The 24,580-nt window shown below is 75.5% G+C and carries 3 protein-coding genes; all 3 read right to left on the bottom strand.

Annotated features, from left to right (window positions below):
- Positions 1–11 precede the first annotated feature (11 nt).
- On the bottom strand, positions 12–22,577 hold the full coding sequence (locus tag AMK25_RS09500; RefSeq protein ID WP_073827812.1) for a type I polyketide synthase: 22,566 nt from the start codon (positions 22,575–22,577) through the stop codon (positions 12–14).
- Positions 22,578–22,902: 325 nt separating this feature from the next.
- Positions 22,903–23,751: a metallophosphoesterase family protein gene (locus tag AMK25_RS09495; protein WP_073827811.1), complete on the bottom strand. Its 849-nt coding sequence runs from the start codon at positions 23,749–23,751 to the stop codon at positions 22,903–22,905.
- 243 nt (positions 23,752–23,994) lie between these two features.
- Positions 23,995–24,580 (bottom strand): phosphopantetheine-binding protein (locus tag AMK25_RS09490; RefSeq protein WP_241826306.1); only part of this gene is annotated, 586 nt, incomplete at its 5' end.

Below are 24,580 nucleotides of genomic sequence, written 5' to 3'. Positions count from 1 at the left end.
GGGGACAACGGTCAGGAATCGGTTCCGTCAAGCGCCAGCCTGACGAGGGCGTCGGTGTCGAGGTCGTCGAGGTCCAGGTCCTCGTCGGTGGACTCGTCACCGTCGTCGCCGTCGGTGTCGGCGAGGTTGAGCAGCAGGTCCAGCAGCCCGGCCTCACGGAGGCGGGCCAGCGGGATCGCCGCGAGCGTCTGCCGGACGGCCGCCTCCGCCGGGTCGCCGTCGTCCGCCTGCGCCGCCTCGGGCAGCAGGCCGTCGAGCAGGTTCTCGGCGAGCACGGCCGGGTTCGGGTAGTCGAAGACGAGGGTCGCGGGCAGCGACAGGCCGGTGACGCCGGTCAGTCGGTTGCGCAGCTCGACCGCCGTCAGCGAGTCGAATCCGAGCTCCTTGAACGCCCGCTGCGGCTTGACCCGGTCCGTTCCCGCATGGCCGAGCACGGCCGAGGCGTGGGTACGGACCAGGTCGACCAGGTGCCGGACGCGCTCGGGGCGGGGCAGGGTTAGCAGGTGCTCCCGCAGGGCGTTGGCGGCACCGCCGGGCTGCTGCTCCCCGGCGTGGGCGTGCAGCGCCTCCCGGGCCTCGGCGATGTCGTCGAGCAGCGGCCGGGGGCGGGCCGAGGCGTACGCCGGGGCGAAGACCGCCCAGTCGACGTCCGCCACGGTCAGCGCCGCCCTGGGCAGGCCGGCGGCGTACCGCATGGCGTGCACGGCGTCGGCCGGCGCCATGGCGGTCAGGCCGCGCCGGGCCAGCATCTGCCGGGCTTCGCCGGTGGCCATGCCGCCGTCGGCCCACGGTCCCCAGGCCACGGACGTCGCCGCCAGGCCCCGGCCGCGCCGCTGCTCGGCGAGCGCGTCGAGGAAGGCGTTGCCGGCGGCGTACGCGGACTGCCCGCCGCTGCCCCACACCCCGGCGATGGAGGAGAAGAGCACGAACGCGTCCAGCGGCCGGTCGCCGAGCAGGGCGTCCAGGTGCAGCGCGCCGGCCACCTTGCCGTCGAGCACGCCCGCGAACGCGGCCAGGTCGGTGTCGGCGATCAGCCCGGACTCGCCGGCGCCCGCCGCGTGCACCACGGCCGTCAGCGGCGCCGGATCCTCGTCGAGGCGGGCCAGCAGCTCCGCCACCTGGTCGCGATCGGCGACGTCGCAGGCCACGACCGACGCCCGTACGCCCTGGGCAATCAGCTCCTCGCGCAGCTCCACGGCCCCCGGGGCGTCCCCGCCGCGGCGGCTGGTCAGCACGACGTGCTCCGCCCCGTCGGCCGCCGCCCAGCGGGCCACGTGCGCGCCCAGCGCGCCCGTGCCGCCGGTGACCAGCACGGTGCCGGACGGCCGCCACCGCTGCGCCGTGTCGGGGGCGGCGGGCGCCGAGCGGACCAGGCGACGGACGAACACCCCGGAGGGGCGTACGGCAAGCTGGTCCTCGTCGCCGGCGCCGGTCACCACCCGCGCCAGCCGGTCCCAGGCCGTCGCGTCGGCCTGCTCGGGCAGATCCACCAGTCCGCCCCACAGGTGGGGGTGTTCCAGGCCCGCCACGAGCCCCAGGCCCCAGAGCCCGCTCTGGACGGCAGCGTGCACGGTGTCCCCGTCGCCGGTGCTGACCGCGCCCTGCGTCAGGCACCACAGCCGGGTCGTCGCCCCGGTGTCGTGCAGCGCCTGGAGCAGCAGCAGCGTGGCGGCCGTCCCGACCGGCACGGCCGGGTGGGCGGGGTGCGGCTGGTCGCGGAGGCCGAGCAGGGAGAGCACGCCGGTGACGGGACCGTCGGCCAGCGCGTCGCCCAGCCGCCGGGCGAGGCCCGCCCGGTCGGTGTCGGCCGGGTCGACGGTGAGCCGGACCACGGCGGCGCCGACCTCGGCGAGGGCCTTGGTGACCGCTTCCGCCCGGGTGCCGTCCGCCAGGTCGTCCTGCGCCGTCACGAGCAGCCACGCGCCGGGCCGCGCCGGGCCGGCGGTGATGTCGGCGCGCTTCCATCCGACGCGGTACGACCATGCGTCCAGGACGGCCCGCTGCGTGCGCGCCCGGTGCCAGGTCGACAGGACCGGCAGGGCCGGGGTGAGGGCGTCCAGGGCGGCGCCGTCGTCGCCGAACTGGGCGGCGAGGGCGCTCAGGTCGCCGCGTTCGACGGCCTTCCAGAAGTCGGCGTCACCGCCGTCGGTCGCCGTCTGCCGCGGCCGGTTCGCCGGCTCGGGCCAGTACCGCTCCCGCTGGAAGGCGTACGTGGGCAGGTCGACCCGCCGCGCGCCGGTCTCGGCGAACCACTGCGTCCAGGTCACCGGCACGCCGTGCACGTGCAACTCGGCCAGGGCGTGCACCAACGCCTGCACCTCCGGACGGTCCCGACGCTGCACGGCCACCGCCAGCACGGCCTCGTCATCGGGCAGCAGGTCGGCGTTCATGGCGGTCAGGACGCTCTGCGGGCCGATCTCCAGGAAGGTGTCAACCCCGGCAGCCCGCAGGGCGGCGATGCCGTCGGCGTAGCGCACGGCCTCCCGCACGTGCCGCACCCAATACTCCGGCGTGCAGATCTCATCGCCGGCCAGGGCACCGGTCACGTTCGACACGACCGGCAACAACGGCGCCGCAAACGCCAACCCACCCACAACCGCACGGAACTCATCGAGCATCGGCGCCATCAACGGACTGTGGAATGCGTGACTCACCACCAGCCGACGCGTCCGCACACCCCGATCCCGCCAGACCCGCTCCACCTCGTCCAGGGCCTCGACGGCACCCGACACCACCACAGCAGCAGGCCCGTTGACCGCCGCGACACCAACCCGGTCGGTCAGCCCGACGATCGACTCCGCCACCGCCGCCTCGTCGGCGGCCACCGCCAGCATCCCGCCACCGGTCGGCAGCGCCTGCATCAACCGACCCCGCGCCGCCACGAGGACGCACGCGTCCGCCAGAGACAACACCCCGGCCACATGCGCCGCCGTCACCTCACCGATCGAATGACCGGCCACCACATCGGGAACAACCCCGAACGACTCCACCAGGCGGAACAACGCCACCTCGACCGCGAACAACCCGGCCTGCGTGAACACCGTCTGGTCCAGCAGCTCCGCCTCGGCGGAACCCTCCGACGCGAACAGCACCTCCCTGAGCGGACGCGGCAACAACGGATCCAGGTGCCCACACACCTCGTCCAGCGCGGCGGCAAACACCGGGAACAGAGCGGACAACTCCCGACCCATCCCCGCACGCTGCGCACCCTGACCCGAGAACAGCAGCGCCATCTGGCCGCGCGCGGCGGCAGAACCGGTCACGACAGCCCCCGACGGCTCGCCGGCCGCCACTGCCGCGAGACCCGCCAGCAGCTCGTCCCGGCTCGCCCCGGACACCACCGCCCGGTGCTCCAACGCCGACCGCGACGCCACCGACGACCAGGCCACATCCACGCCGCGTCGGGCCTCGTCGACGGCGAGCCACCGCGCCCACCGGCCCGCCTGCCCGGCGAGTGCCGCCTCCGAGCGCGCCGACAGCAGCACCGGCACCACCGGCACCTCGCGGACGACAACCTCCCCCTCAACCACCTCGGCAGGCGGCTGCTCGATGATCACGTGCGCGTTCGTGCCGGAAATCCCGAACGACGACACCCCCGCCCGACGCGGCCGACCCACCCGCGGCCACGGCACCGCCTCGGTCGCCAGGGCAACCGCCCCCGCCGACCAGTCCACATGCGGAGACACCTCATCCACATGCAACGTCGCCGGCACCAGACCATGCCGCATCGCCAACACCATCTTGATCACACCAGCCACACCCGCAGCCGCCTGCGCATGCCCGATGTTCGACTTCACCGACCCCAACAACAGCGGCCGATCCTGCGGACGCTCCCGCCCGTACGTCGCCAACAACGCCTGCGCCTCAATCGGGTCACCCAAAGTCGTACCCGTACCGTGCGCCTCCACCACATCCACATCGGCGGTGGTGAGCCGCGCGTTCGCCAGCGCCTGACGGATCACCCGCTGCTGCGACGGACCGTTCGGCGCCGTCAGCCCGTTCGACGCACCATCCTGATTCACCGCCGTGCCCCGCACCACCGCCAGGATCCGCCGGCCCTCCCGCTGCGCGTCCGACAGCCGTTGCACCAGCAGCACACCCACACCCTCGGACCAACCCGTACCGTCGGCCGACGCCGCGAACGACTTGCAGCGACCGTCCTGCGACAGACCCCGCTGCCGCGAGAACTCCACGAACGTCCCCGGCGTCGCCATCACCGTCACACCACCGGCCAACGCCAAATCACACTCACCACTGCGCAGCGCCTGCACCGCGAGATGCAACGCCACCAGCGACGACGAGCACGCCGTGTCGACAGTGACCGCCGGGCCCTCCAAGCCGAACGTGTACGCCACCCGGCCGGACAGCACGCTGCCCGAGTTGCCGGTGCCGATGTAGCCCTCGACTTCGGGCGTCTCCATGAGCCGCGTCGCGTAGTCGTGGTAGATGACGCCCGCGAAGACGCCGGTCCGGCTGCCCCGCAGGCCGGACGGGTCCAGGCCCGCCGACTCGAACGTCTCCCAGGACGCCTCCAGCAGCAACCGGTGCTGCGGGTCCATGGCGAGGGCCTCGCGCGGCGAGACACCGAAGAAACCGGGGTCGAACTCTGCCGCGCCGTACAGGAAACCGCCGTGGCGGGTGTACGAGGTGCCGGCGTGGTCGGGGTCCGGGTCGTACAGCGTGTCCAGGTCCCAGCCCCGGTCGGCCGGGAACTCCCCGATGCCCTCCCCACCGGTGCTGACCAGCTTCCACAGCTCGTCGGGAGACTCCGCCCCGCCGGGGTAGCGGCAGGCCATGCCGACGATCGCGATCGCCTCGTCGGCGTCGCCGGTCGCCGCCTCGTCGGTCGTGACGGTGCCGGGCCGGGTGCCGGCGAGTTCCGCGTACACGTGGGCCGCCAGGACCTGCGGGGACGGGTGGTCGAACACCAGGGTCGAGGTGAGGCGCAGGCCGGTCGCGCCGTTCACCCGGTTGCGCAGCTCGACGGCGGTCAGCGAGTCGAAGCCCAGGTCCTTGAACGCCCGGTCGGCCGGCACCGCCTCGGCGCCGCCGTGCCCGAGAACCTGCGCGACCAGGCCCCGGATCAGCTGGTCGACCTGCGCGAGGCCGTCCTCTGCGCTGAGGCCGGTGAGGCGGTCGGCCCAGCCGCCGGGGGCGCCCTGGCCGGCGCGGCGGCGGGTCGTCGCCACGTCGACCAGGTTGCGCAGCATCGGCGGTACGACCGCGCCGGCTGCTGCCGCCCGCAGCGCGGGTACGTCGATCGCGGCCGGCACCAGCGCCGCCCGCTGTGCCCCCACGGCGGCGTCGAAGAGTTCCAGGCCGGTGCGGGCGTTCATCGGTCGGAGTCCGGCGCGTGCCGTACGGGCCCGGTCGTTGCCGCCGATCGACGCGGCCATGCCGGGGGTGTCCCACATGCCCCACGCCAGGCTGACCGCAGGCAACCCGAGCTGCCGCCGGTACACCGCCAACCCGTCCAGGAACGCGTTACCCGCCGCGTACGCCGACTGACCCGGCGAACCCAGCACACCAGCAACCGACGAGAACACCACGAACAGGTCCAGCGCGAGCGACGCCGTCGCCTCATGCAGGAACCAACCCGCTGACACCTTCGGCGCCAACACCCTTGCCAGACGCTCCTCGGTGACCCGCTCGATCACCCCGTCATCCAGCACACCGGCGGTGTGCACCACACCCGCCAGCCGACCCCCGGCGGCGACCTCGGCCACCAGCGCGCCGACCTGGTCCCGGTCGGTCACGTCACAGGCAACGACCCGCACCGACGCGCCCAGCGCCGACAACCGCTCCGACAACTCACCCGCGCCCGCGGCCTCCGGACCACGCCGCGACACCAGCACCAGCGACCGCACACCATGCGCCGACACCAGGTGCTCCGCGACCAACGCGCCCAGCGCGCCCGTACCGCCGGTCACCAGCACCGCACCGTCACCCACGACCGGCGTCTCCACTGACGCCGGGGCGACCGCGCGCACCAGACGCGGCACGAACACCGCGCCCGCACGCAACGCGACCTGACCGCCGGCCGGGTCCGCGGCGAAGCGGGCCAGGACGCCCAGCGTGCCGGGGTTGATCGCGTCGTCGACGTCGGCCAGGACGATGCGACCGGGGTGCTCGGACTGCGCGGAGCGCAGCAGGCCCCACACGGCCGCGGCGGCCAGGTCGCTCACCCGGTCCCCGTCGCGGACGGCCAGCGCGCCCCGGGTCACCACCACGAGCTTCGAGTCGGCCAGCGCGTCGACGGCCAGCCACTCCTGCACCAGGCCCAGCACGTCGGCGGTGACAGTGCGTACGGCCTCCGCCGGGTCGCCGTCGTCGGCGGGCGACGCGGCCGGCGTGAAGAGCAGCAGGCGCGGCGGGGCGATGCCGGCGTCGATGGCGGCGCGCAGCTGCCGGATCGTCTCGGCGGAGGGGCCACCGGGGACGCCCGGCAGGGCCGGCCCGCCCAGCACCGCCCAGCCCGACGCGTCGTCGACCGGGTCGGCCTCCTCGACCTGCCAGGCCACCTCGAACAGGGAGCGCGACGCCGCGTTCGGGGCGGCCACCCCGGTCAGCTCCCGCAGGACGAGGGAGTCCACCGTCACCACCGGCGCGCCCGCCTCGTCGCGGGCGGTCAGCCGCACCGCGGAGCCGTCGCGGGTCAACCGCACCCGCAGCAGCCTCGCGCCGGAGGCGTGCACCTGTACGCCCTCGAAGGCGAAGGGCACGCGCGGCCCGCCCGTCTCCTCGGCGCCGGGCAGCAGCCCGATCGGGTGCAGGGCGGCGTCCAGCAGCGCCGGGTGCACGCCGAAGCGAGCCGCCTCCGCCGCCGCGTCGTCCGGCAGGACCACCTCGGCGAAGACGTCGTCCTCGCCGGTCCACACCCGGCGCAGCCCCTGGAACGCCGGCCCGTACGACAGGCCGTGTTCAAGGAGCGCCGGGTACCAGCCGGTCAGGTCCACCTCGGTGGCGCCGGCGGGCGGCCAGGCGGTCGGCTGCGGTTCGTCGGCCGTGGCCGGTTCCAGCACGCCCTCCGCGTGCCGGGTCCAGCCCGCCTCGGGGTCGTCGTCGGGGCGGGAGTAGACGGCGACGGGGCGCTGCAGCGAATCCGACGCGGACACCCGCACCTGGATCCGTATGGCGCCGGACTCGGGGAGCACCAGCGGCACGAGCACCGTCAGGTCCCGCAGCCGCGGCAGGTCCGCCTCGTCGCCGGCGCGGACGGCAAGCTCCACGAGGGCCGTGCCCGGGACCAGCGGCACGCCGGAGACGACGTGGTCGGCCAGCCAGGGGTGGGTGGTCGGGGAGATCCGGCCGGTCAGCACGATCTCGTCGTCGCCGGCCAGGTCCACGGCCGCGCCGAGCAGACCGTGCTCGGCCACGCCGAGGCCGGCGCCGCTGACGTCGCCGGCGCGCAGCCGGCCCACGGCCGGCCAGAAGCGCTGCCGCTGGAACGGGTACGTCGGCAGGTCGACCGGGCGGGTTCCGGCCGGCAGGAGGGCGGTCCAGGTGACCGGCGTGCCGTGCGCGTACAGCTCCGCAAGCGCGTGGACCAGCGACGCCGGCTCGGGTCGGCCGGGGCGCAGGGTCGCCACGACCGCCGCCGCGTCGTCGTCCGGCAGGCAGGCGCCCACCATGCCGGCGAGCACCGCGTCGGGGCCCAGTTCGAGGAAGGTACGGACGTTGCGCTCGCGCAGGCTCGCGACCCCGTCGGCGAAGCGGACGGTCTCGCGTACGTGGCGGACCCAGTAGTCGGGGGTGCCGATCTCGTCGGGGTCGGCGACCTGCCCGGTCAGGTTCGACACGATCGGCAGGACGGGCCAGTGGAACGTCAGCCCGTCGAGCGTCTGCCGGAACTCGGCAAGCATCGGCTCCATGAGCGGGCTGTGGAACGCGTGGCTGACGGTGAGCCGGCGCGTACGCACACCCCGGTCCTTCCAGGCCCGCTCCACCTCGTCGAGGGCCTCGGCGGCGCCGGAGACCACCACGGCGGTGGGGCCGTTGACGGCGGCGACGCCGACCCGGTCGGCGAGCGGAACGATCGACTCGGCCACCGCGTCCTCGTCGGCGGCCACGGCGAGCATGCCGCCGCCGGCCGGCAACGCCTGCATGAGCCGACCCCGCGCCGCGACCAGCGCACACGCGTCGGCCAGGCTGAACAGGCCGGCCACGTGCGCTGCCGCGATCTCGCCGACGGAGTGCCCGGCCACCAGGTCCGGCACCACACCGAACGACTCCACCAGGCGGAACAACGCCACCTCGACCGCGAACAGCCCCGCCTGCGTGAACATTGTCTGATCCAGCAACCCAGCCCCGGCGGAACCCTCCGACGCGAACAGCACCTCCTTGAGCGGACGCGGCAACAACGGATCCAGGTGACCGCACACCTCGTCCAGCGCGGCGGCGAACACCGGGAACGCCCCGTACAACCCACGACCCATGCCGGCGCGCTGCGCGCCCTGGCCGGAGAAGAGGACGGCGGTGCGGCCGCTGCGGGCGATCCCCCGCACGACGGCGGCCGAGGGCTCGTCGTCGGCCAGCGCACCGAGGGCGGCGAGCAGCCCGGCGCGGTCGGCGGGCAGCAGCACGGCGCGGTGCTCGAAGGCGCTGCGGGCGGTGACGAGGGCCCGGCCCACGTCGGCGATGGTCAGGTCCGGCTCGCCGTCGACGAGGGTCCGCAGACGGCGCGCCTGCTCGTGCAGGGCGGCCTCGTCGCGGGCCGACAGGACGCAGGCGACGAGGTCACCCGGGACGCCCGTGGCGGGGGCGGCCTGCGCCGGGGCGGGCTCGGGGGCCTGCTCGACGATGGTGTGCGCGTTGGTGCCGCTGATGCCGAACGACGACACCGCCGCGCGGCGGGGCCGGTCGACGGCGGGCCACGGCCGGGCCTCGGTGAGCAGCGCGACCGATCCGGCCGTCCAGTCGATGTGCGGGGACGGCTTCTCGGCGTGCAGGGTCGGCGGCAGCACGCCGTGCCGCATCGCCAGCACCATCTTGATCACACCGGCGACGCCGGCCGCCGCCTGGGCGTGGCCGATGTTCGACTTGACCGACCCCAGCCACAGCGGACGGTCCTGCGGTCGGCCCTGCCCGTACGTGGCCAGCAGCGCCTGCGCCTCGATCGGGTCGCCGAGGGCGGTGCCGGTGCCGTGCGCCTCGACGGCGTCCACGTCGGTGGTGGCGAGCCGGGCGTTGGCGAGCGCCTGCCGGATCACCCGCTGCTGGGCGGGGCCGTTCGGCGCGGTCAGACCGCTGCTGGCGCCGTCCTGGTTGACGGCGCTGCCGCGCACGACGGCGAGCACGCGGTGACCGTTGCGCTGCGCGTCGGAGAGGCGCTCCAGCAGGAGCATGCCGACGCCCTCGGCGAAACCGGTGCCGTCGGCGCCGGCGCCGAACGCCTTGCACCGCCCGTCGGGCGACAGGCCGCGCTGCCGGGAGAACTCGGTGAGCATGCCGGGGGTGGACATGACGCTCACCCCGCCGGCGAGGGCGAGGCGGCACTCGTCCTGCCGCAGCGCCTGGGTGGCCAGGTGCAGCGCCACCAGCGACGACGAGCAGGCGGTGTCGACGGTGACGGCAGGGCCCTCCAGGCCGAACAGGTACGAGATGCGGCCGGAGGCGACGCTGCCGGCGCTGCCGTTGCCGACGTGGCCGTCCAGTTCGTCGGTGCCGCCGGCGGCCTGGGAGGCGTAGTCGTGGTAGATCAGGCCGACGTAGACGCCGGTGCTGCTGCCCCGCGCCGAGTGGGGGTCGATCCCGGCCCGCTCGAAGGCCTCCCAGGAGGTCTCCAGCAGCAGCCGCTGCTGTGGGTCCATCGCCAGGGCCTCGCGGGGCGAGATCCCGAAGAAGGCGGCGTCGAACTGGGCGGCGTCGTGGAGGAAGCCACCCTGCCGTGGTACGGCGCCCGGGTCCTGGCCGTCGGCGCGCAGGTCGTCGAGGTTCCAGCCCCGGTCGGTGGGGAAGGGCGAGATGACGTCGGCGCCGGCGGTGACCACACCCCAGAGCTGCTCGGGGGTCTGCACGTCGCCGGGGAACCGGCAGGCCATGCCGATGATGGCGATCGGTTCGTCGAGGGCGGCGGCGGTGCCGACCGCGGCGGGCCGGTCCACGACTGCCGCGCCGCCGAGCTCCCGGTCCAGGAACTCGGCGAGCACCACCGGCGTCGGGTAGTCGAACGCCACGGTGGCGGGCAGCCGCAGGCCGGTAGCGGCGGAGAGCCGGTTGCGCAGCTCCACCGAGGTGAGCGAGTCGAAGCCCAGCTCCTTGAAGGCGCGCTGGGCGTCGACGGTCTCCGCCGAGCGGTGCCCGAGCACTGCCGCCACGCCGGCGGCCACCAGGTCGAGCAGGTGGGAGCGCCGCTCCGCCGGGCCGAGCGTCGCCAGCCGGTCGCGTACGGAGGCGGTGTCCGCGAGGCCGCGACCCACCGCGCGCCGGGCCGGGCCTCCCGCACGGACCACGTCCCGCAGCAGGCTGGGCACGTTCTGGCCGGTCGCCCGCGACGCCGGCGGCAGGTTCATGAGGACGAGGTGCGCCGCGCCGCGTTGTCGCGCCAGCTCGTACAGCGCCACGCCCTGCCGGTCGGTCAACGGGGCGCTGGTGGCGCGGATCGCCTTGCGGTGCTGGTTGCCGCCCAGGTGGGCGGTCATGGCGCTGCTGGTCGCCCACAGCCCCCAGGCGAGGCTGGTGGCGGGCAGCCCCTGCTCACGCCGGTGCCGGGCGAGGGCGTCGAGGAACGCGTTCGCGGCCGCGTAGTTGCCCTGCCCCGGCGAGCCGAGGGTGGCCGCCACCGACGAGAACAGCACGAACGCCGACAGGTCCAGGTGCGCGGTCGCCTCGTGCAACGCCCACCCGGCGTCCACCTTCGGCGCCAGCACCGCACGCAGGGCGGAATCGTCCAACGAACCGATGGTCGCGTCGGCGATCACGCCGGCGGTGTGCACCACGGCGGTCAGCGGGTGCGCCGGGTCCACCAGTTCCAGCAGCCGGGTCACCTGCGCGGGGTCGGTCACGTCGGCGGTGCCGGCGGTGACCCGGGCGCCCGCGCGGGTCAGCTCGTCGACCAGCTCCCGGTAGTGCTCGGGGCCACGGCGGGAGGCCAGCAGCAGGTGCCGGGCCTGGCCGGTGGCGACGAGGTGCCGGGCGAACACGCCGGCGAGGGCGCCGCCGGCGCCGGTGACGAGCACGGTGCCGTCCGGGTCGGCGGGGGCGGGCACCCGCAGGACGACCTTGCCGATGTGCCGGGCCTGGCTGATGTGGCGCAGCGCCTGCCGGGCCTGGCGCACGTCCCACGCCCGTAGCGGCAGCGGACGCAGCGCGCCGCGTGCGAACAGGTCGAGCAGCTCGGTGAGCATCTCCCCGATGCGCCGGTGCCCGGCCTCGTTGAGGTCGAACGCGCGGTAGGTTACGCCCGGGTGGTCGGCGGCGACGGTTTCGGCGTCGCGTACGTCGGCCTTGCCCATCTCCACGAACCGGCCACCGCGCGGCAGCAGCCGCAGCGACGCGTCCACGAACTCACCGGCGAGGGCGTCGAGCACCACGTCGACGCCGGCACCGCCGGTGGCCGCGCCGAAGGTCTGCTCGAACTCGGTGGTCCGCGACGACGCGATGCGTTCCTCGGCCACCCCGAGTTCCCGCAGCACGCCCCACTTGCCGGGGCTGGCGGTGGCGTAGACCGTCGCGCCCCAGTGCCGGGCGAGCTGGATGGCGGCCATGCCTACGCCACCGGCGCCGTTGTGGATCAGCACCGACTCGCCGGACCGCAGCCCGGCGAGGTCCCGCAGCGCGTAGTACGCGGTCAGGAACACCACCGGCACGGAGGCGGCCTGCGCGAACGACCAGCCGGCGGGGATCTTCGCCACGAGGTCGCGGGTGGCGATCACCTCGGGGGCGAAGGCCGGTTCGAACATGCCGAGCACGCGGTCGCCGGGGGCCAGGTCGGTCACGCCGGGGCCGACCTCGACCACGACGCCCGCGCCCTCGCTGCCCATCACGGCCGCCGGATCCGGGTACATACCCAGGCCGATCAGCACATCGCGGAAGTTCACGCCGGCCGCGCGCACCGCGATGCGCACCTGGCCCGCGTCCAGGGCGGCGGAGGTGGCGGGCACGATGCCGACGCCGTCGAGGGTGCCGGGGCTGACCGCCCCGACCCGCCACAGTCCGTCCGGCGGGACGAGTTCGTCGGCGGCCTGGCCGGCGGGCCGGCCCAGGCGGGGCGTGCGCACCTCGTTGCCGCGTACGGCCACCTGGCCGCCGGTCGGCGACGGGTCCTGGGCCACGGTGGCCAGCACGGCGAGGGTGGCCGGGGTGAGTTCCCCGTCGACGTCGGCGAGGACGATCCGCCCCGGGTGCTCCGACTGCGCCGAGCGCAGCAGGCCCCAGACCGCCGCGCCGGGCAGGTCCCGAACCGCGTCCGCCGGGGTGGCGGCCACCGCCGCGCGGGTCAGCACGACGAGCGTGGTGTCGGCCAGCGCCTCACTGTCCAGCCAGGAGTGCAGCACGGCCAGGACGCGGGCGGTGGCCGTACGGACTTCGTCGGGCAGGTCGCCCTCCGGGGTGCCGGCGGGCACGGGGACCACGAGCGCGCGGGGCGCCTCGACCGTACCGGCCGAGACCGCCGCGGTCAGCTCGCCGACGGTCGGGAACACCGGCGTGACGAGGTCCGCCGGGGCGGGTCCGTCGCCGAGCAGCACCCAGCCGGAGACGTCCCGCGCCGGGGTGACCGTCTCGGCCTGCCACGTCACCTCGAACATCGACCGCTCCGCGGCCTCCGCGCCGGTGGCGTCGGTCATCTCCCGCAGGGAGAGCGACTCGACTGACACCACGGGCACGCCGGACTCGTCCCCGGCCACCAGCCGCACGCGCGAGCCCGCCCGGGTCAGCCGCACCCGCAGCGTCCGGGCGCCGGAGGCGTGCACCTGTACGCCCTCGAACGCGAACGGCACGCGCGGTCCGCCGGAGCGCTCGGCCAGCAGCAGCCCGACGGGGTGCAGGGCGGCGTCCAGCAGCGCCGGGTGCACGGCGAAGCCGTCGGCGTCGCCGGCCGCCTCGTCCGGCAGGGTCACCTCGGCGTACGCCTCGTCGCCGGCGGTCCACAGCCGCCGCAGGCCCCGGAACGCCGGTCCGTAGGCCAGGCCGCGTTCCGCGAGCGCCGGGTACCAGCCGGCGAGGTCCACCTCGGTGCCTCCGGCCGGCGGCCAGGAGCCCAACGCCGGCTCGTCGGTGGCCTGCTCCAGCAGACCGTCGGCGTGCCGCGTCCAGGGGTCCTCGGGGTCGCCGTCGGGCTGCGAGTGCACCGCCACGCTCCGGGTTCCGGAGCCGTCGGCCGCGCCGACGCGCACCTGCACGCGGATCGCGCCCGGGTTCGGCAGCACCAGCGGCGCGGCGACGGTCAGTTCCCGCACCCGGGAGGTGCCGACCTCGTCGCCGGCGCGCACCGCGAGCTCGACGAGGGCCGTGCCCGGCAGCACCACGGCGCCGCCGACCACGTGGTCGGCGAGCCACGGGTGCGTGGACGCCGACAGCCGGCCGGTCAGCACGACCTCGTCGTCGCCGGCGAGGCGCACCGCCGCGCCGAGCAGCCCGTGCCCTGCCGCGCCCAGCCCCGCGCCCGACACGTCGCCGGTGGCGGAGCGGTCGAGCACCGGCCAGAACCGGTCCCGCTGGAAGGCGTACGTGGGCAGGTCGACAGGGGTGGCGCCGGAGCCGGCGAAGACGCGCGACCAGTCGACGGGGACGCCGGCGACGTGCAGCTCGCCGAGGTTGGCCAGTAGCTGACGCGGCCCGTGCCCGTCGCGGCGCAGCGAGCCCACCACCACGCCGCCGTCGGCCTTCCGGTCGAGCGCGTCCTGCACGGCGATCTTGAGTACGGGGTGCGGGCTGACCTCGACGAACGTCCGGAAGCCCTGCTCGATCAGCTGGTCCACGACCGGCGCGAGCCGGACCGGCTCCCGCAGGTTGCGGTACCAGTAGTCGGCGTCGAGCCCGGCGGTGTCGATCGGCTCGCCGGTGACTGTGGAGTGGAAGGGCACGGTGCTGGAGCGGGGGTCCACAGTGCCGAACCGGGCGATCACCTCGTCGCGGATCGGGTCGACGTGGCCGCTGTGCGCCGCGAAGTCGACGGCGATCTGCCGGGCGCGGACGTCGCGCTCGGCACAGTGCGCGAGCAGTTCGGCGACCGACGCCGAGTCGCCGGCGACCACTGTCACGGCGGCGCCGTTGAGGGCGGCGACGGAGAGGCTGCCCCGCCACGGCGCGATGAGCCGCTCGGTGTCGGCGGCCGGGAGCGGCACGGAGACCATGCCGCCGCGACCCGCGATCGACAGCAGGCCGTGGCTGCGCGCCACGACGAGCCGCGCGGCTTCGGCGAGGGTCAACGCGCCGGCGACGCAGGCCGCGGCGAGTTCCCCCTGCGAATGCCCGATGACGGCGGCCGGTTCGACGCCGCACGCGCGCCAGAGCTGCGCGAGGGACACCATGACGGAGAAGAGCGCGGGCTGGACCACGTCCACCCGGTCCAGGGGCGGCGCGCCGGGCGCCTGCCGCAGCACGTCCCCCAGGTTCCAGTCGACCAGCCGGGACAGCTCCTCGGCGCACTCGTCCATCCGCTGCCGGAAGACCGGCGAGGTCTCCATCAGGTCCAGCGCCATCGAAGTCCACTGGGAGCCCTGGCCGGGGAAGACGAAGACGACCTTCGACGCGGCGTCCACGCCCGCCGGGGAGGTGTCGCCGTCGGCGAGGGCGGCCAGCCGGGCGAGCGCGTCGTCCCGGCCGGTGGCCACGACGACCGCGCGGTACGGGTGGTGCGCCCGCTGGGTGGCCAGGGAGAAGCCGAGGTCCCGCGGGTCGAGGTCGGCGTCGCCGGCGAGCCGTTCGCCGAGGCGGGCAGCCTGCGCCCGGAGCGCGCGGGGGCTTCTGCCGGAGACCGGCAGGGGTACGGCGGCGGGCCCGACAAGGCCGGGAACGTGCCCCGCCGGCACGGGCGTCGGGGCCGGCTCGCCGGGCGCCTGCTCGATGACGGTGTGCGCGTTGGTGCCACTGATGCCGAACGACGACACGGCGGCCCGGCGGGGCCGGTCGACGGCGGGCCACGGCCGGGCCTCGGTGAGCAGGGCGACGGCTCCGGCACTCCAGTCGACATGGGGCGAGGGCTCGTCCACGTGCAGGGTCGGCGGCAGCACGCCGTGCCGCATCGCCAGCACCATCTTGATCACGCCGGCCACCCCGGCGGCCGCCTGGGAGTGGCCGATGTTCGACTTGATCGAGCCGAGCCAGAGCGGCTCGCCGGCGGCACGGTCCTGGCCGTAGGTGGCCAGCACCGCCTGCGCCTCGATCGGGTCGCCGAGGACGGTGCCGGTGCCGTGCGCCTCGACCGCGTCCACGTCGGCCGGGGCGAGCCGCGCGTTCTCCAGGGCCTGGCGGATGACCCGCTGCTGCGACGGGCCGTTCGGCGCGGTCAGCCCGTTGGACGCGCCGTCCTGGTTCACGGCGGAGCCGCGCAGCACGGCGAGCACCCGGTGCCCGTTGCGCCGGGCGTCGGAGAGGCGCTCCACGAGCAGCATGCCGACGCCCTCGGACCAGCCGGTGCCGTCCGCGCCGGCGGCGAACGCCTTGCACCGCCCGTCCGGGGCGAGGCCGCCCTGCCGGGAGAACTCGGAGAACATGCCGGGCTGCGCCATCAGCGCCACCCCGCCGGCCAGGGCCATGTCGCACTCGCCGCCGCGCAGCGCCTGGGCGGCGAGGTGCAGCGCCACCAGCGACGAGGAGCAGGCGGTGTCGACGGTGACCGCCGGGCCTTCGAGGCCGAACATGTAGGCGACCCGCCCGGAGGCGACGCTGCCCGCCGTGCCGGTCAGCAGGTGCCCCTCGAGGCCGTCCAGGTCGTCGCGTCCGCTGGTGGCGTAGCCGGATGAGGCGGCGCCGACGAAGACACCGGTGGCGGTGCCGCTGAGGGCGGCGGGGTCGATGCGGGCGTACTCGAAGCTCTCCCACGCGGTCTCCAGCAGCAGCCGCTGCTGCGGGTCCATGGCGAGGGCCTCACGGGGGCTGATGTTGAAGAAGCCGGCGTCGAAGTCGGCCGCGTCGTAGAGGAAGCCGCCCTGGTGGGTGACGGTGCCGCCGGCCTGGTCGCCGTCCGTGCCGTACAGCCGGTCGAGGTCCCAGCCGCGGTCGGCCGGGAACTCGCCGATGGCGTCGGCCCCGGAGGTGACGAGCTGCCACAGTTGCTCGGGGGTGGCGACGCCGCCGGGGTAGCGGCAGGCCATGCCGATGATGGCGATCGGCTCGTCGGCGTCGGCGGTGACGACCGTACGGACGGTGGCGCCGGCTCCCGTGGCCGGGCCGAGCTGCGCGAACAGGTGCTCGGCCAGCCGGGCCGGGGTGGGATGGTCGAAGGCCAGCGTGGCGGTCAGCCGCAGCCCGGTGGCCGCACCGAGGCGGTTGCGCAGTTCCACCGAGGTCAGCGAGTCGAAGCCCAGGTCCTTGAAGGCGCGGGCGGCGGGGACCGCCTGTGCCGAGGCGTGCCCCAGCACCGTGGCGGCCTGGCCGCAGACCAGGTCGACGAGCGCCTGCCGGGCGTCCGCCTCGGACAGGCCGTCGAGCCGCTCCCGCCACGACGCCCCGGCACTCGGCCGATCGGTGGCGGTGCGGCGCCGGCCGCCGCCGCGCAGCAGGTGCCGCATCAGCGGCGGTACGCCGCTCGCCTCGCCGGTGACGTGGAGGCGGGCCGCGACGAGCACCGGCCGGGCCGCCGGCAGGGCGGCGTCGAAGAGTTCGGCGCCCTCGGCCGGGGAGAGCCGGCTCATCCCGACGCGCCGCAGCCGCTGCTGGTCGTCGCCGTCGAGGTGGGCGGTCATCGTGCTGTCGGTGGCCCACATGCCCCAGGCGAGGCTGGTGGCGGGCAGCCCCTGCTGCCGGCGGTGCTGCGCGAGGGCGTCGAGGAACGCGTTCGCGGCCGCGTAGTTGCCCTGCCCCGGCGAGCCGAGGGTGGCCGCCACCGACGAGAACAGCACGAACGCCGACAGGTCCAGGTGCGCGGTCGCCTCGTGCAACGCCCACCCGGCGTCCACCTTCGGCGCCAGCACCGCACGCAGGGCGGAATCGTCCAACGAACCGATGGTCGCGTCGGCGATCACCCCGGCGGTGTGCACCACCGCCGTCAGCGGGTACGCCGGGTCGATCCCGGCGACCAGCTCGGTGACCTGCGCGGGGTCGCTGACGTCGACGGCCACGGCGGTGACGTCGGCGCCCGCGTCGGTCAGTTCCCGGACCAGGGTGGCGTACGCGTCGTCCCGGCCGGGTGCGCGGCGGGAGGCCAGCAGCAGGCGGCGGGCCTGGCCGGTGGCGACGAGGTGCCGCGCGAGCACGCCGGCCAGGGTTCCGGCCGCGCCGGTGAGCAGCACGGTGCCGTCGGGGTCGGCGGGCGCGGGGATGCGCAGCACCACCTTGCCGACGTGGCGGGCCTGGCTGACGTGCCGCAGCGCCTGCCGGGCCTGACGCACGTCCCACGCCCGTACGGGCAGCGGACGCAGCGCGCCCCGCGCGAAGAGGTCGAGGATCTCGGTGAGCATCTCGCCGATGCGGGTGCTGCCCGCCTCGTTCAGGTCGAACGCGCGGTACGCCACGCCCGGGTGGTCGGCGGCGACCGCCTCCGGGTCGCGTACGTCGGCCTTGCCCATCTCCACGAACCGGCCACCGCGCGGCAGCAGCCGCAGCGACGCGTCCACGAACTCACCGGCGAGGGCGTCGAGCACCACGTCGACGCCGGCACCGCCGGTGGCCGCGCCGAAGGTCTGCTCGAACTCGGTGGTCCGCGACGACGCGATCCGCTCCCCGGCCACCCCGAGTTCCCGCAGCACGCCCCACTTGCCGGGGCTCGCCGTCGCGTGGACGGTCGCGCCCCAGTGCCGGGCGAGCTGGATGGCGGCCATGCCGACGCCACCGGCGCCGTTGTGGATCAGCACCGACTCGCCGGACCGCAGCCCGGCGAGGTCCCGCAGCGCGTAGTACGCCGTCAGGAAGACCAGGGGGACGGACGCCGCCTGGGTGAAGGACCAGCCGGCGGGCATCTTGGCGATGCGCCGGCGATGGGCGACGGCCTGCGGGCTGAACCCGAGTTCGAACATGCCCATCACCCGGTCGCCGGGCGCCAGGTCGGTCACGCCGGGGCCGACCTCGACCACGACGCCCGCGCCCTCGCTGCCCATCACGGCCGCCGGATCCGGGTACATGCCCAGGCCGATCAGCACGTCGCGGAAGTTCACGCCGGCCGCGCGCACCGCGATGCGCACCTGGTCCTCGCCCAGCTCCGCGGGCGTGGCCGGCACCGGCGCGATCCCGTCCAGGGTGCCGCCGGTGACGGGGGCGAGGTGCCACGGGCCGGGCGGCGGCGTCAGCTCGTCGCCCACCGGTCGCGCCAGCCTCGGCACGAGGGTCCGCTCGCCGCGCACCGCGAGCTGGCCGCCGGAGACCGACGGGTCGACGGCGGCCCCGGCCAGCACGGCGAGGGTCGCGGGGGTCAGTTCGCCCTCGACGTCGGCGAGGACGATCCGCCCCGGGTGCTCCGACTGCGCCGAGCGCAGCAGGCCCCAGACGGCGGCGGCAGCGAGGTCGGTGACCTGGTCGTCGTCCCCGCTGGCCACCGCGCCCCGGGTCACCACCACGAGCTTCGTGTCGGCCAGCGGCTCGGCGGCGAGCCAGGACCGCAGCACGTCCAGCACACCGCTGGTGACCGCCCGCACGGCCTCCGGCACGGGGACGCCGGGAACGCCGGCGGGCACCGTCAGCAGCACCTGCCGGGCCGTGGCCCCGTCCGCCGCCAGGGTCGCCACGTCCGCGAAGACCGGCACCTCCGGCAGCGCGTCCGGTGCCGGCCGGCCCAGCACCGCCCACCCCGGAAGGTCGTCGACGCTCTCGATCTGCTCGGCCTGCCAGGTCACCTCGTACAGCGACCGGGCGGCACCGCCCCGGGTCGCCGTCGCGGTCATCTCCCGCAGCACCAGCGAGTCCACCGACACCACCGGCGCGCCCGAGCCGTCGCAGGCGACCAGCCGCACCCCGGAGCCGTCCCGGGTCAGCCGCACCCGCAGCGTCCGGGCGCCCGAGGCGTGCACCTGCACGCCCTCGAACGCGAACGGCACGCGCGGCCCGCCCGTGGCCTCGGCCTCGAGCAGCAGCGCCACCGGGTGCAGCGCGGCGTCCAGCAGCGCCGGGTGCACCCCGAACGCGCCCGCCTCGCCGGCCGCCCCGTCCGGCAGCGCCACCTCGGCGTACGCCCCACCGTCGGCCGTCCAGGCCCGCCGTACGCCCTGGAACACCGGCCCGTACGACAGGCCGTGCTCCGCCAGTGCCGGATACCAGCCGGTCAGGTCCACCTCGGTCGCGCCCGCCGGCGGCCACTCGCCGAGGCTCGGCTCGTCGGCCGACACCGGTTCGAGCAGGCCGTCGGCGTGCCGCACCCACTCGGTCTCGTCGTCCTCGGGCTGGGAGTACACGGACACCGTCCGCACGGCGGCTTCGTCGGCAGCGCCGACGCGCACCTGCACGCGTACCGCCCCGGACTCGGGCAGCACCAGCGGCGCCGCCACGGTCAGCTCCCGTACCCGCGACGCGCCCACCTCGTCGCCGGCGCGGACCGCCAGCTCCACCAGGGCGGTGCCCGGCACCACCACGTTGCCGCCGACCACGTGGTCGGCCAGCCACGGGTGCGTCGACGTCGACAGCCTGCCGGTCAGCACCACCTCGTCGTCGCCGGCGAGCCGCACCGCCGCGCCGAGCAGCGGGTGCCCCGCGACGCCGAGGCCGGCGCCCGACACGTCGCCGACCCGCCACGGCAGCACCTCGGGCCAGAACCGCTCCCGCTGGAAGGCGTACGTCGGCAGGCCGACCCGGGCGGCGCCGGTGTCGGCGAACCACTCCCGCCAGGACACCGGCAACCCGTGCACGTGCAGCTCGGCGAGGGCGTGCAGCAGCGCCTGCGCCTCGGGCCGGTCCCGGCGCTGGGCTGCGACGGCGAGCACGTCGTCGTCGGGCAGCACGTCGGTCGTCATCGCGGTCAGTACGCTCTGCGGGCCGACCTCCAGGAAGGTGTCGACCCCGGCGTCGCGCAGCGCGGCGAGCCCGTCGGCGTAGCGGACCGCCTCGCGGACGTGCCGTACCCAGTAGTCGGCGGTGCGGATCTCGTCGGCGTCGGCGAGCGCACCGGTCAGGTTCGACACGATCGGCAGCGTGGGGGCGGCGAGGTCCAGCCGCTCGACGATGCCGCGGAAGCGCTCCAGCACCGGCTCCATCAGCGGGCTGTGGAACGCGTGACTGACGGCCAACCGGCGGGTACGCACACCCCGGTCGCGCCAGACGCGGTCCACCTCGTCGAGGGCGTCGACGGCGCCGGAGACCACGACGGAGGTCGGGCCGTTGACGGCCGCGATGCCGACCCGGTCGGTCAGCCCGGCGATCGACTCCGTCACGGCCGCCTCGTCGGCGGCCACGGCGAGCATGCCGCCGCCGTCGGGCAGCGACTGCATGAGCCGGCCCCGCGCCGCCACCAGCAGGCAGGCGTCCTGGAGGGACAGCACCCCGGCCACGTGCGCGGCGGCGATCTCACCGATCGAGTGCCCGCCCACGAAGTCCGGCACCACGCCGAACGACTCCACGAGGCGGAACAGCGCCACCTCGACGGCGAAGAGCCCGGCCTGGGTGAACGCGGTCTGGTCCAGCAGCTCCGCCTCGGCGGAGCCCTCCGGCGCGAACAGCACCTCCTTGAGCGGGCGCGGCAGCACCCGGTCGAGATGCCCGCACGCCTCGTCGAGGGCGGCGGCGAAGACGGGGAACTCGGCGTACAGCTCGCGGCCCATGCCGGTGCGCTGCGCGCCCTGGCCGGAGAAGAGCACCGCCAGCGGACCGCGGTCCCCGGCCTGGCCCGTGACCACCGTGCCCGACGGCGCGCCCGCCGCCAGGGACTCCAGGCCCGCCAGCAGACCCGCACGGTCCCCGGCGAGCACCACCGCACGCCGGTCGAGCGTCGAGCGGGACACCACCGACGACCAGGCCACATCGAGCGGGCGCGGCTCCTCGTCGTCGCTGAGCCAACGGGCCAGCCGGTCCGCCTGCGCGGCTAGCGCGGCCGGCTGCGCGGCGGAGAGCAGCATGGGCACGACGGCGGGACGGCGGGACGGGGTGGCGTGGTCGCCGGCCGGGTCGGGGGCCGGCGCCTGCTCCAGGATCAGGTGGGCGTTCGTGCCGCTCATGCCGAAGGACGACACGCCCGCCCTGCGGACGTGCTCGCCGCCGGCCCACGGGCGCGCCTCGTCGAGCAGGGCCACGGCGCCGGTCGACCAGTCGACGTGCGGTGAGGGCCGGTCCACGTGCAGGGTGGGCGGCAGCACGCCGTGCCGCATCGCCATCACCATCTTGATGACGCCGCCGGCGCCGGCCGCGGCCTGCGGGTGGCCGATGTTCGACTTCAGCGAGCCCAGCCACAGCGGGCGGTCGGCGGTGCGGCCCTGCCCGTACGTGGCCAGCAGCGCCTGCGCCTCGATCGGGTCGCCGAGCCGGGTGCCCGTGCCGTGCGCCTCGACGGCGTCCACGTCGGACGGGCTGAGCCGGGCGTTCTCCAGCGCCTGCCGGATCACCCGCTGCTGCGCGGGGCCGTTGGGGGCGGTCAGCCCGCTGCTCGCGCCGTCCTGGTTGACGGCGCTGCCCCGGATCACCGCCAGGACGGGGTGCCCGTTGCGCCGGGCGTCGGAGAGCTTCTCGACGAGCAACATGGCGACGCCCTCGGACCAGCCGGTCCCGTCGGCGTCGGCGGAGAACGCCTTGCACCGCCCGTCGGAGGCGAGCCCCCGCTGGCGGGAGAACTCGACGAAGGCGCCCGGCGTGGCCAGCACGGTGACGCCGCCGGCCACGGCGAGGGAGCACTCACCGTCGCGCAGGGCCTGGCCGGCGAGGTGCAGGGCGACCAGCGACGAGGAGCAGGCGGTGTCGATGGTGACGGCTGGCCCCTCCAGCCCGAAGGAGTAGGCCAGCCGGCCGGACATGACGCTCGCGGCGGTGCCGGTGAGGACGTAGCCCTCCGTGCCCTCGGGCAGTTGCCGCAGCACGGACGTGTAGTCCTGCCCCGCGGTGCCGACGAACACCCCGGTACGGCTGCCCCGCACCGACGCGGCGTCGATGCCGGCCCGCTCGAAGACCTCCCAGGTCACCTCGAGCAGGAGACGCTGCTGCGGGTCCATGGCCAGCGCCTCGCGCGGCGAGATCCCGAACAGGGCCGGGTCGAACAGGCCCGCGTCGCGCAGGAAGCCACCCCGGTTGCTGTACGTGGTGCCGGGCTGGTCGGGGTCGGGGTCGTAGAGCCGGTCGAGGTCCCAGCCCCGGTCGTCGGGGAACGCGCCGGTGGCGTCCACCCCGCTGGCGACGACGTCCCAGAGGTCCTCCGGTGAGGCGACGCCACCGGGGAAACGGCAGGCCATGCCGACGATCGCGATCGGCTCGGCGTCCGCGTCCTCCAGCTCGGTCAGGCGCCGACGCGCCAGGCGGAGCTCGGAGGTCACCCACTTCAGGTGTTCGAGGAGCTTGTCTTCGTCCGCCATGACCCACCCGCCCAGAGCTTGCTATCGATCGGAATCTGCCGATTCGTTGACCACACCACCGCCGGCGGGCCGGCTTCGTGCACAGGTGGGTGCAGACGCGGCCGTTCGGCTCACGAAACCCACACCTGTTCCTGATTCCGGTCGTCGTGCCTGCTCAGGCGCCCGCCACGCCGGACAGTCCCGCCGACACACGCCCGCCACCGTGACTGGACGGTACTGAGCGCCCAACACCCGCCCAACCCCTAGAGAACCCCTGATCGACCGGCCCGCGGGCGGCGTCCCGGCAGGCTCCGGGAGCGGCGGTGACCAGCGCCACGAGGGCCATTCAGGCGGCCGACGGCAGGATGCGGCGCAGCCGGCCGGGGGGCGTCGACCGGCGGCGCCACTCCCGCGGGTAGCCGACCGAGACCTCTTCGAACCGGACCCCGTCGTACCAGGTGGTGCGCGGGATGTGCAGGTGACCGTAGACGGCGACGCGGGCGTCGAAGCGGACGTGCCAGTCGGCAGTGGTCTCGGTGCCGCACCACTGGGCGAACTCCGGGTACCGCAGGATCCGGGTGGGCTCGCGCACGAGCGGGAAGTGGTTGACCAGGACGGTGGGCAGCCCGCTGCGCTCGGCGGTGAGCCGGCGCTCCGTCAGGGCCAGCCGCGCCCGGCACCAGGCGTCCCGCGTCGGGTACGGGTCCGGGTGCAGCAGGATCTCGTCGGTGCAGACCACGCCGACCTCGTGGGCCCGCGCCAGGGCCTGCTCCTTCGTGTACGTCCCCGGGGGCCGGAAGGTGTAGTCGTAGAGCAGGAACAGCGGCGCGATCAGGACCGGGTCGTCGCCCTGCGGGTCCCAGACGGGGTACGGGTCCTCCGGGGTGATGACCCCGAGCCCTCGGCACAGTTGCACCAGGTGCTGGTAGCGCGCGTCCCCCCGCAGCTGGATCGGGTCCTCGCGGGGAGTCCACAGCTCGTGGTTGCCGGGGGCCCAGATGACCTTGGCGAAGCGGCGGCTGAGGAGTCCCAGCGCCCACTCGATGTCGCCGACGAACTCCCCGACGTCGCCGGCGACGACGAGCCAGTCGCCGTCGCGCTCCGGCCGCAGCCGCTCGACGATGGCCTTGTTCTCCGCGTGCACCACGTGCAGGTCGCTGATGGCGAGCAGTTGAGGCAAGCCGGATCCGGCCATGCGGACCTCCCGTCCATCCGGGGTACCGCACGCACCCACATCCGTACCGCTCGCCGCCGGTGGGCAGGGCGAGACGGCCTGGCGTGCTCCGACCCTACGGAGCCGGATCCACACCGGCACACCCCTAGACAGGCTTCGTGGACCCCTAAGGCGGGCGCGCCTGCCCGACGGCGCCGGCCAGGCGTCCGGCGCCGTCGGGTGCCCCTTCCCCGGCCCGTCCCGCCCGGCTCGGGCAGTGTCCGCTCAGGACTTGCCGAACTCCCGCTGGATGATGTCGAAGAGCTCGTCCCGGCTGGCCGACTCCAACTCCTCTGCGGCGGCCGGCGCCGATGCGGTGGCGGCGGGTCGGCCCCGCCACCGGGTCAGCAGGTCCTCCAGCCGACCGACGACCGCGTCGTCGACCTGGTCGCCCGGCAGCCCGCCGAGGAGCTTGTCGAGGCGTTCGATCTCGGCCACGATCGGCAACGCCGGCTGCTCGGGCGCCAACTCGGCCCGCAGGTGACCGGCGAGCGCGTTCGGGGTGGGATGGTCGAAGACGAGGGTGGCGGGCAGTCCGATGCCCGTTGCGGCGGTCAGCCGGTTGCGCAGCTCGACTGCGGTGAGCGAGTCGAAGCCCAGTTCGAGGAAGCCGCGGGCGGGCCTGATCCCGCTCGGCGTGGCGTGTCCCAGCACCGCCGCGGCGGTGCCGCGGACCAGGTCGAGCAGGATGCGGTCGCGCTCCGACCCGGAGGCGGCGGCGAGCCGCTCGCGCAGCGCCGACGCCGCGCCGCGGTCCTCGCCCTTCGGCGCCTCCTCGGCCGGTGCGGGCTGTGCTTCGGGGATGTCGGTG

Origin of the sequence: Micromonospora sp. TSRI0369 (assembly GCF_001905625.1) — a bacterium.
In the GTDB taxonomy this organism is placed as follows: Bacteria; Actinomycetota; Actinomycetes; order Mycobacteriales; family Micromonosporaceae; genus Micromonospora; species Micromonospora echinospora_A.
This window is presented reverse-complemented; position numbering and strand designations above follow the sequence as displayed.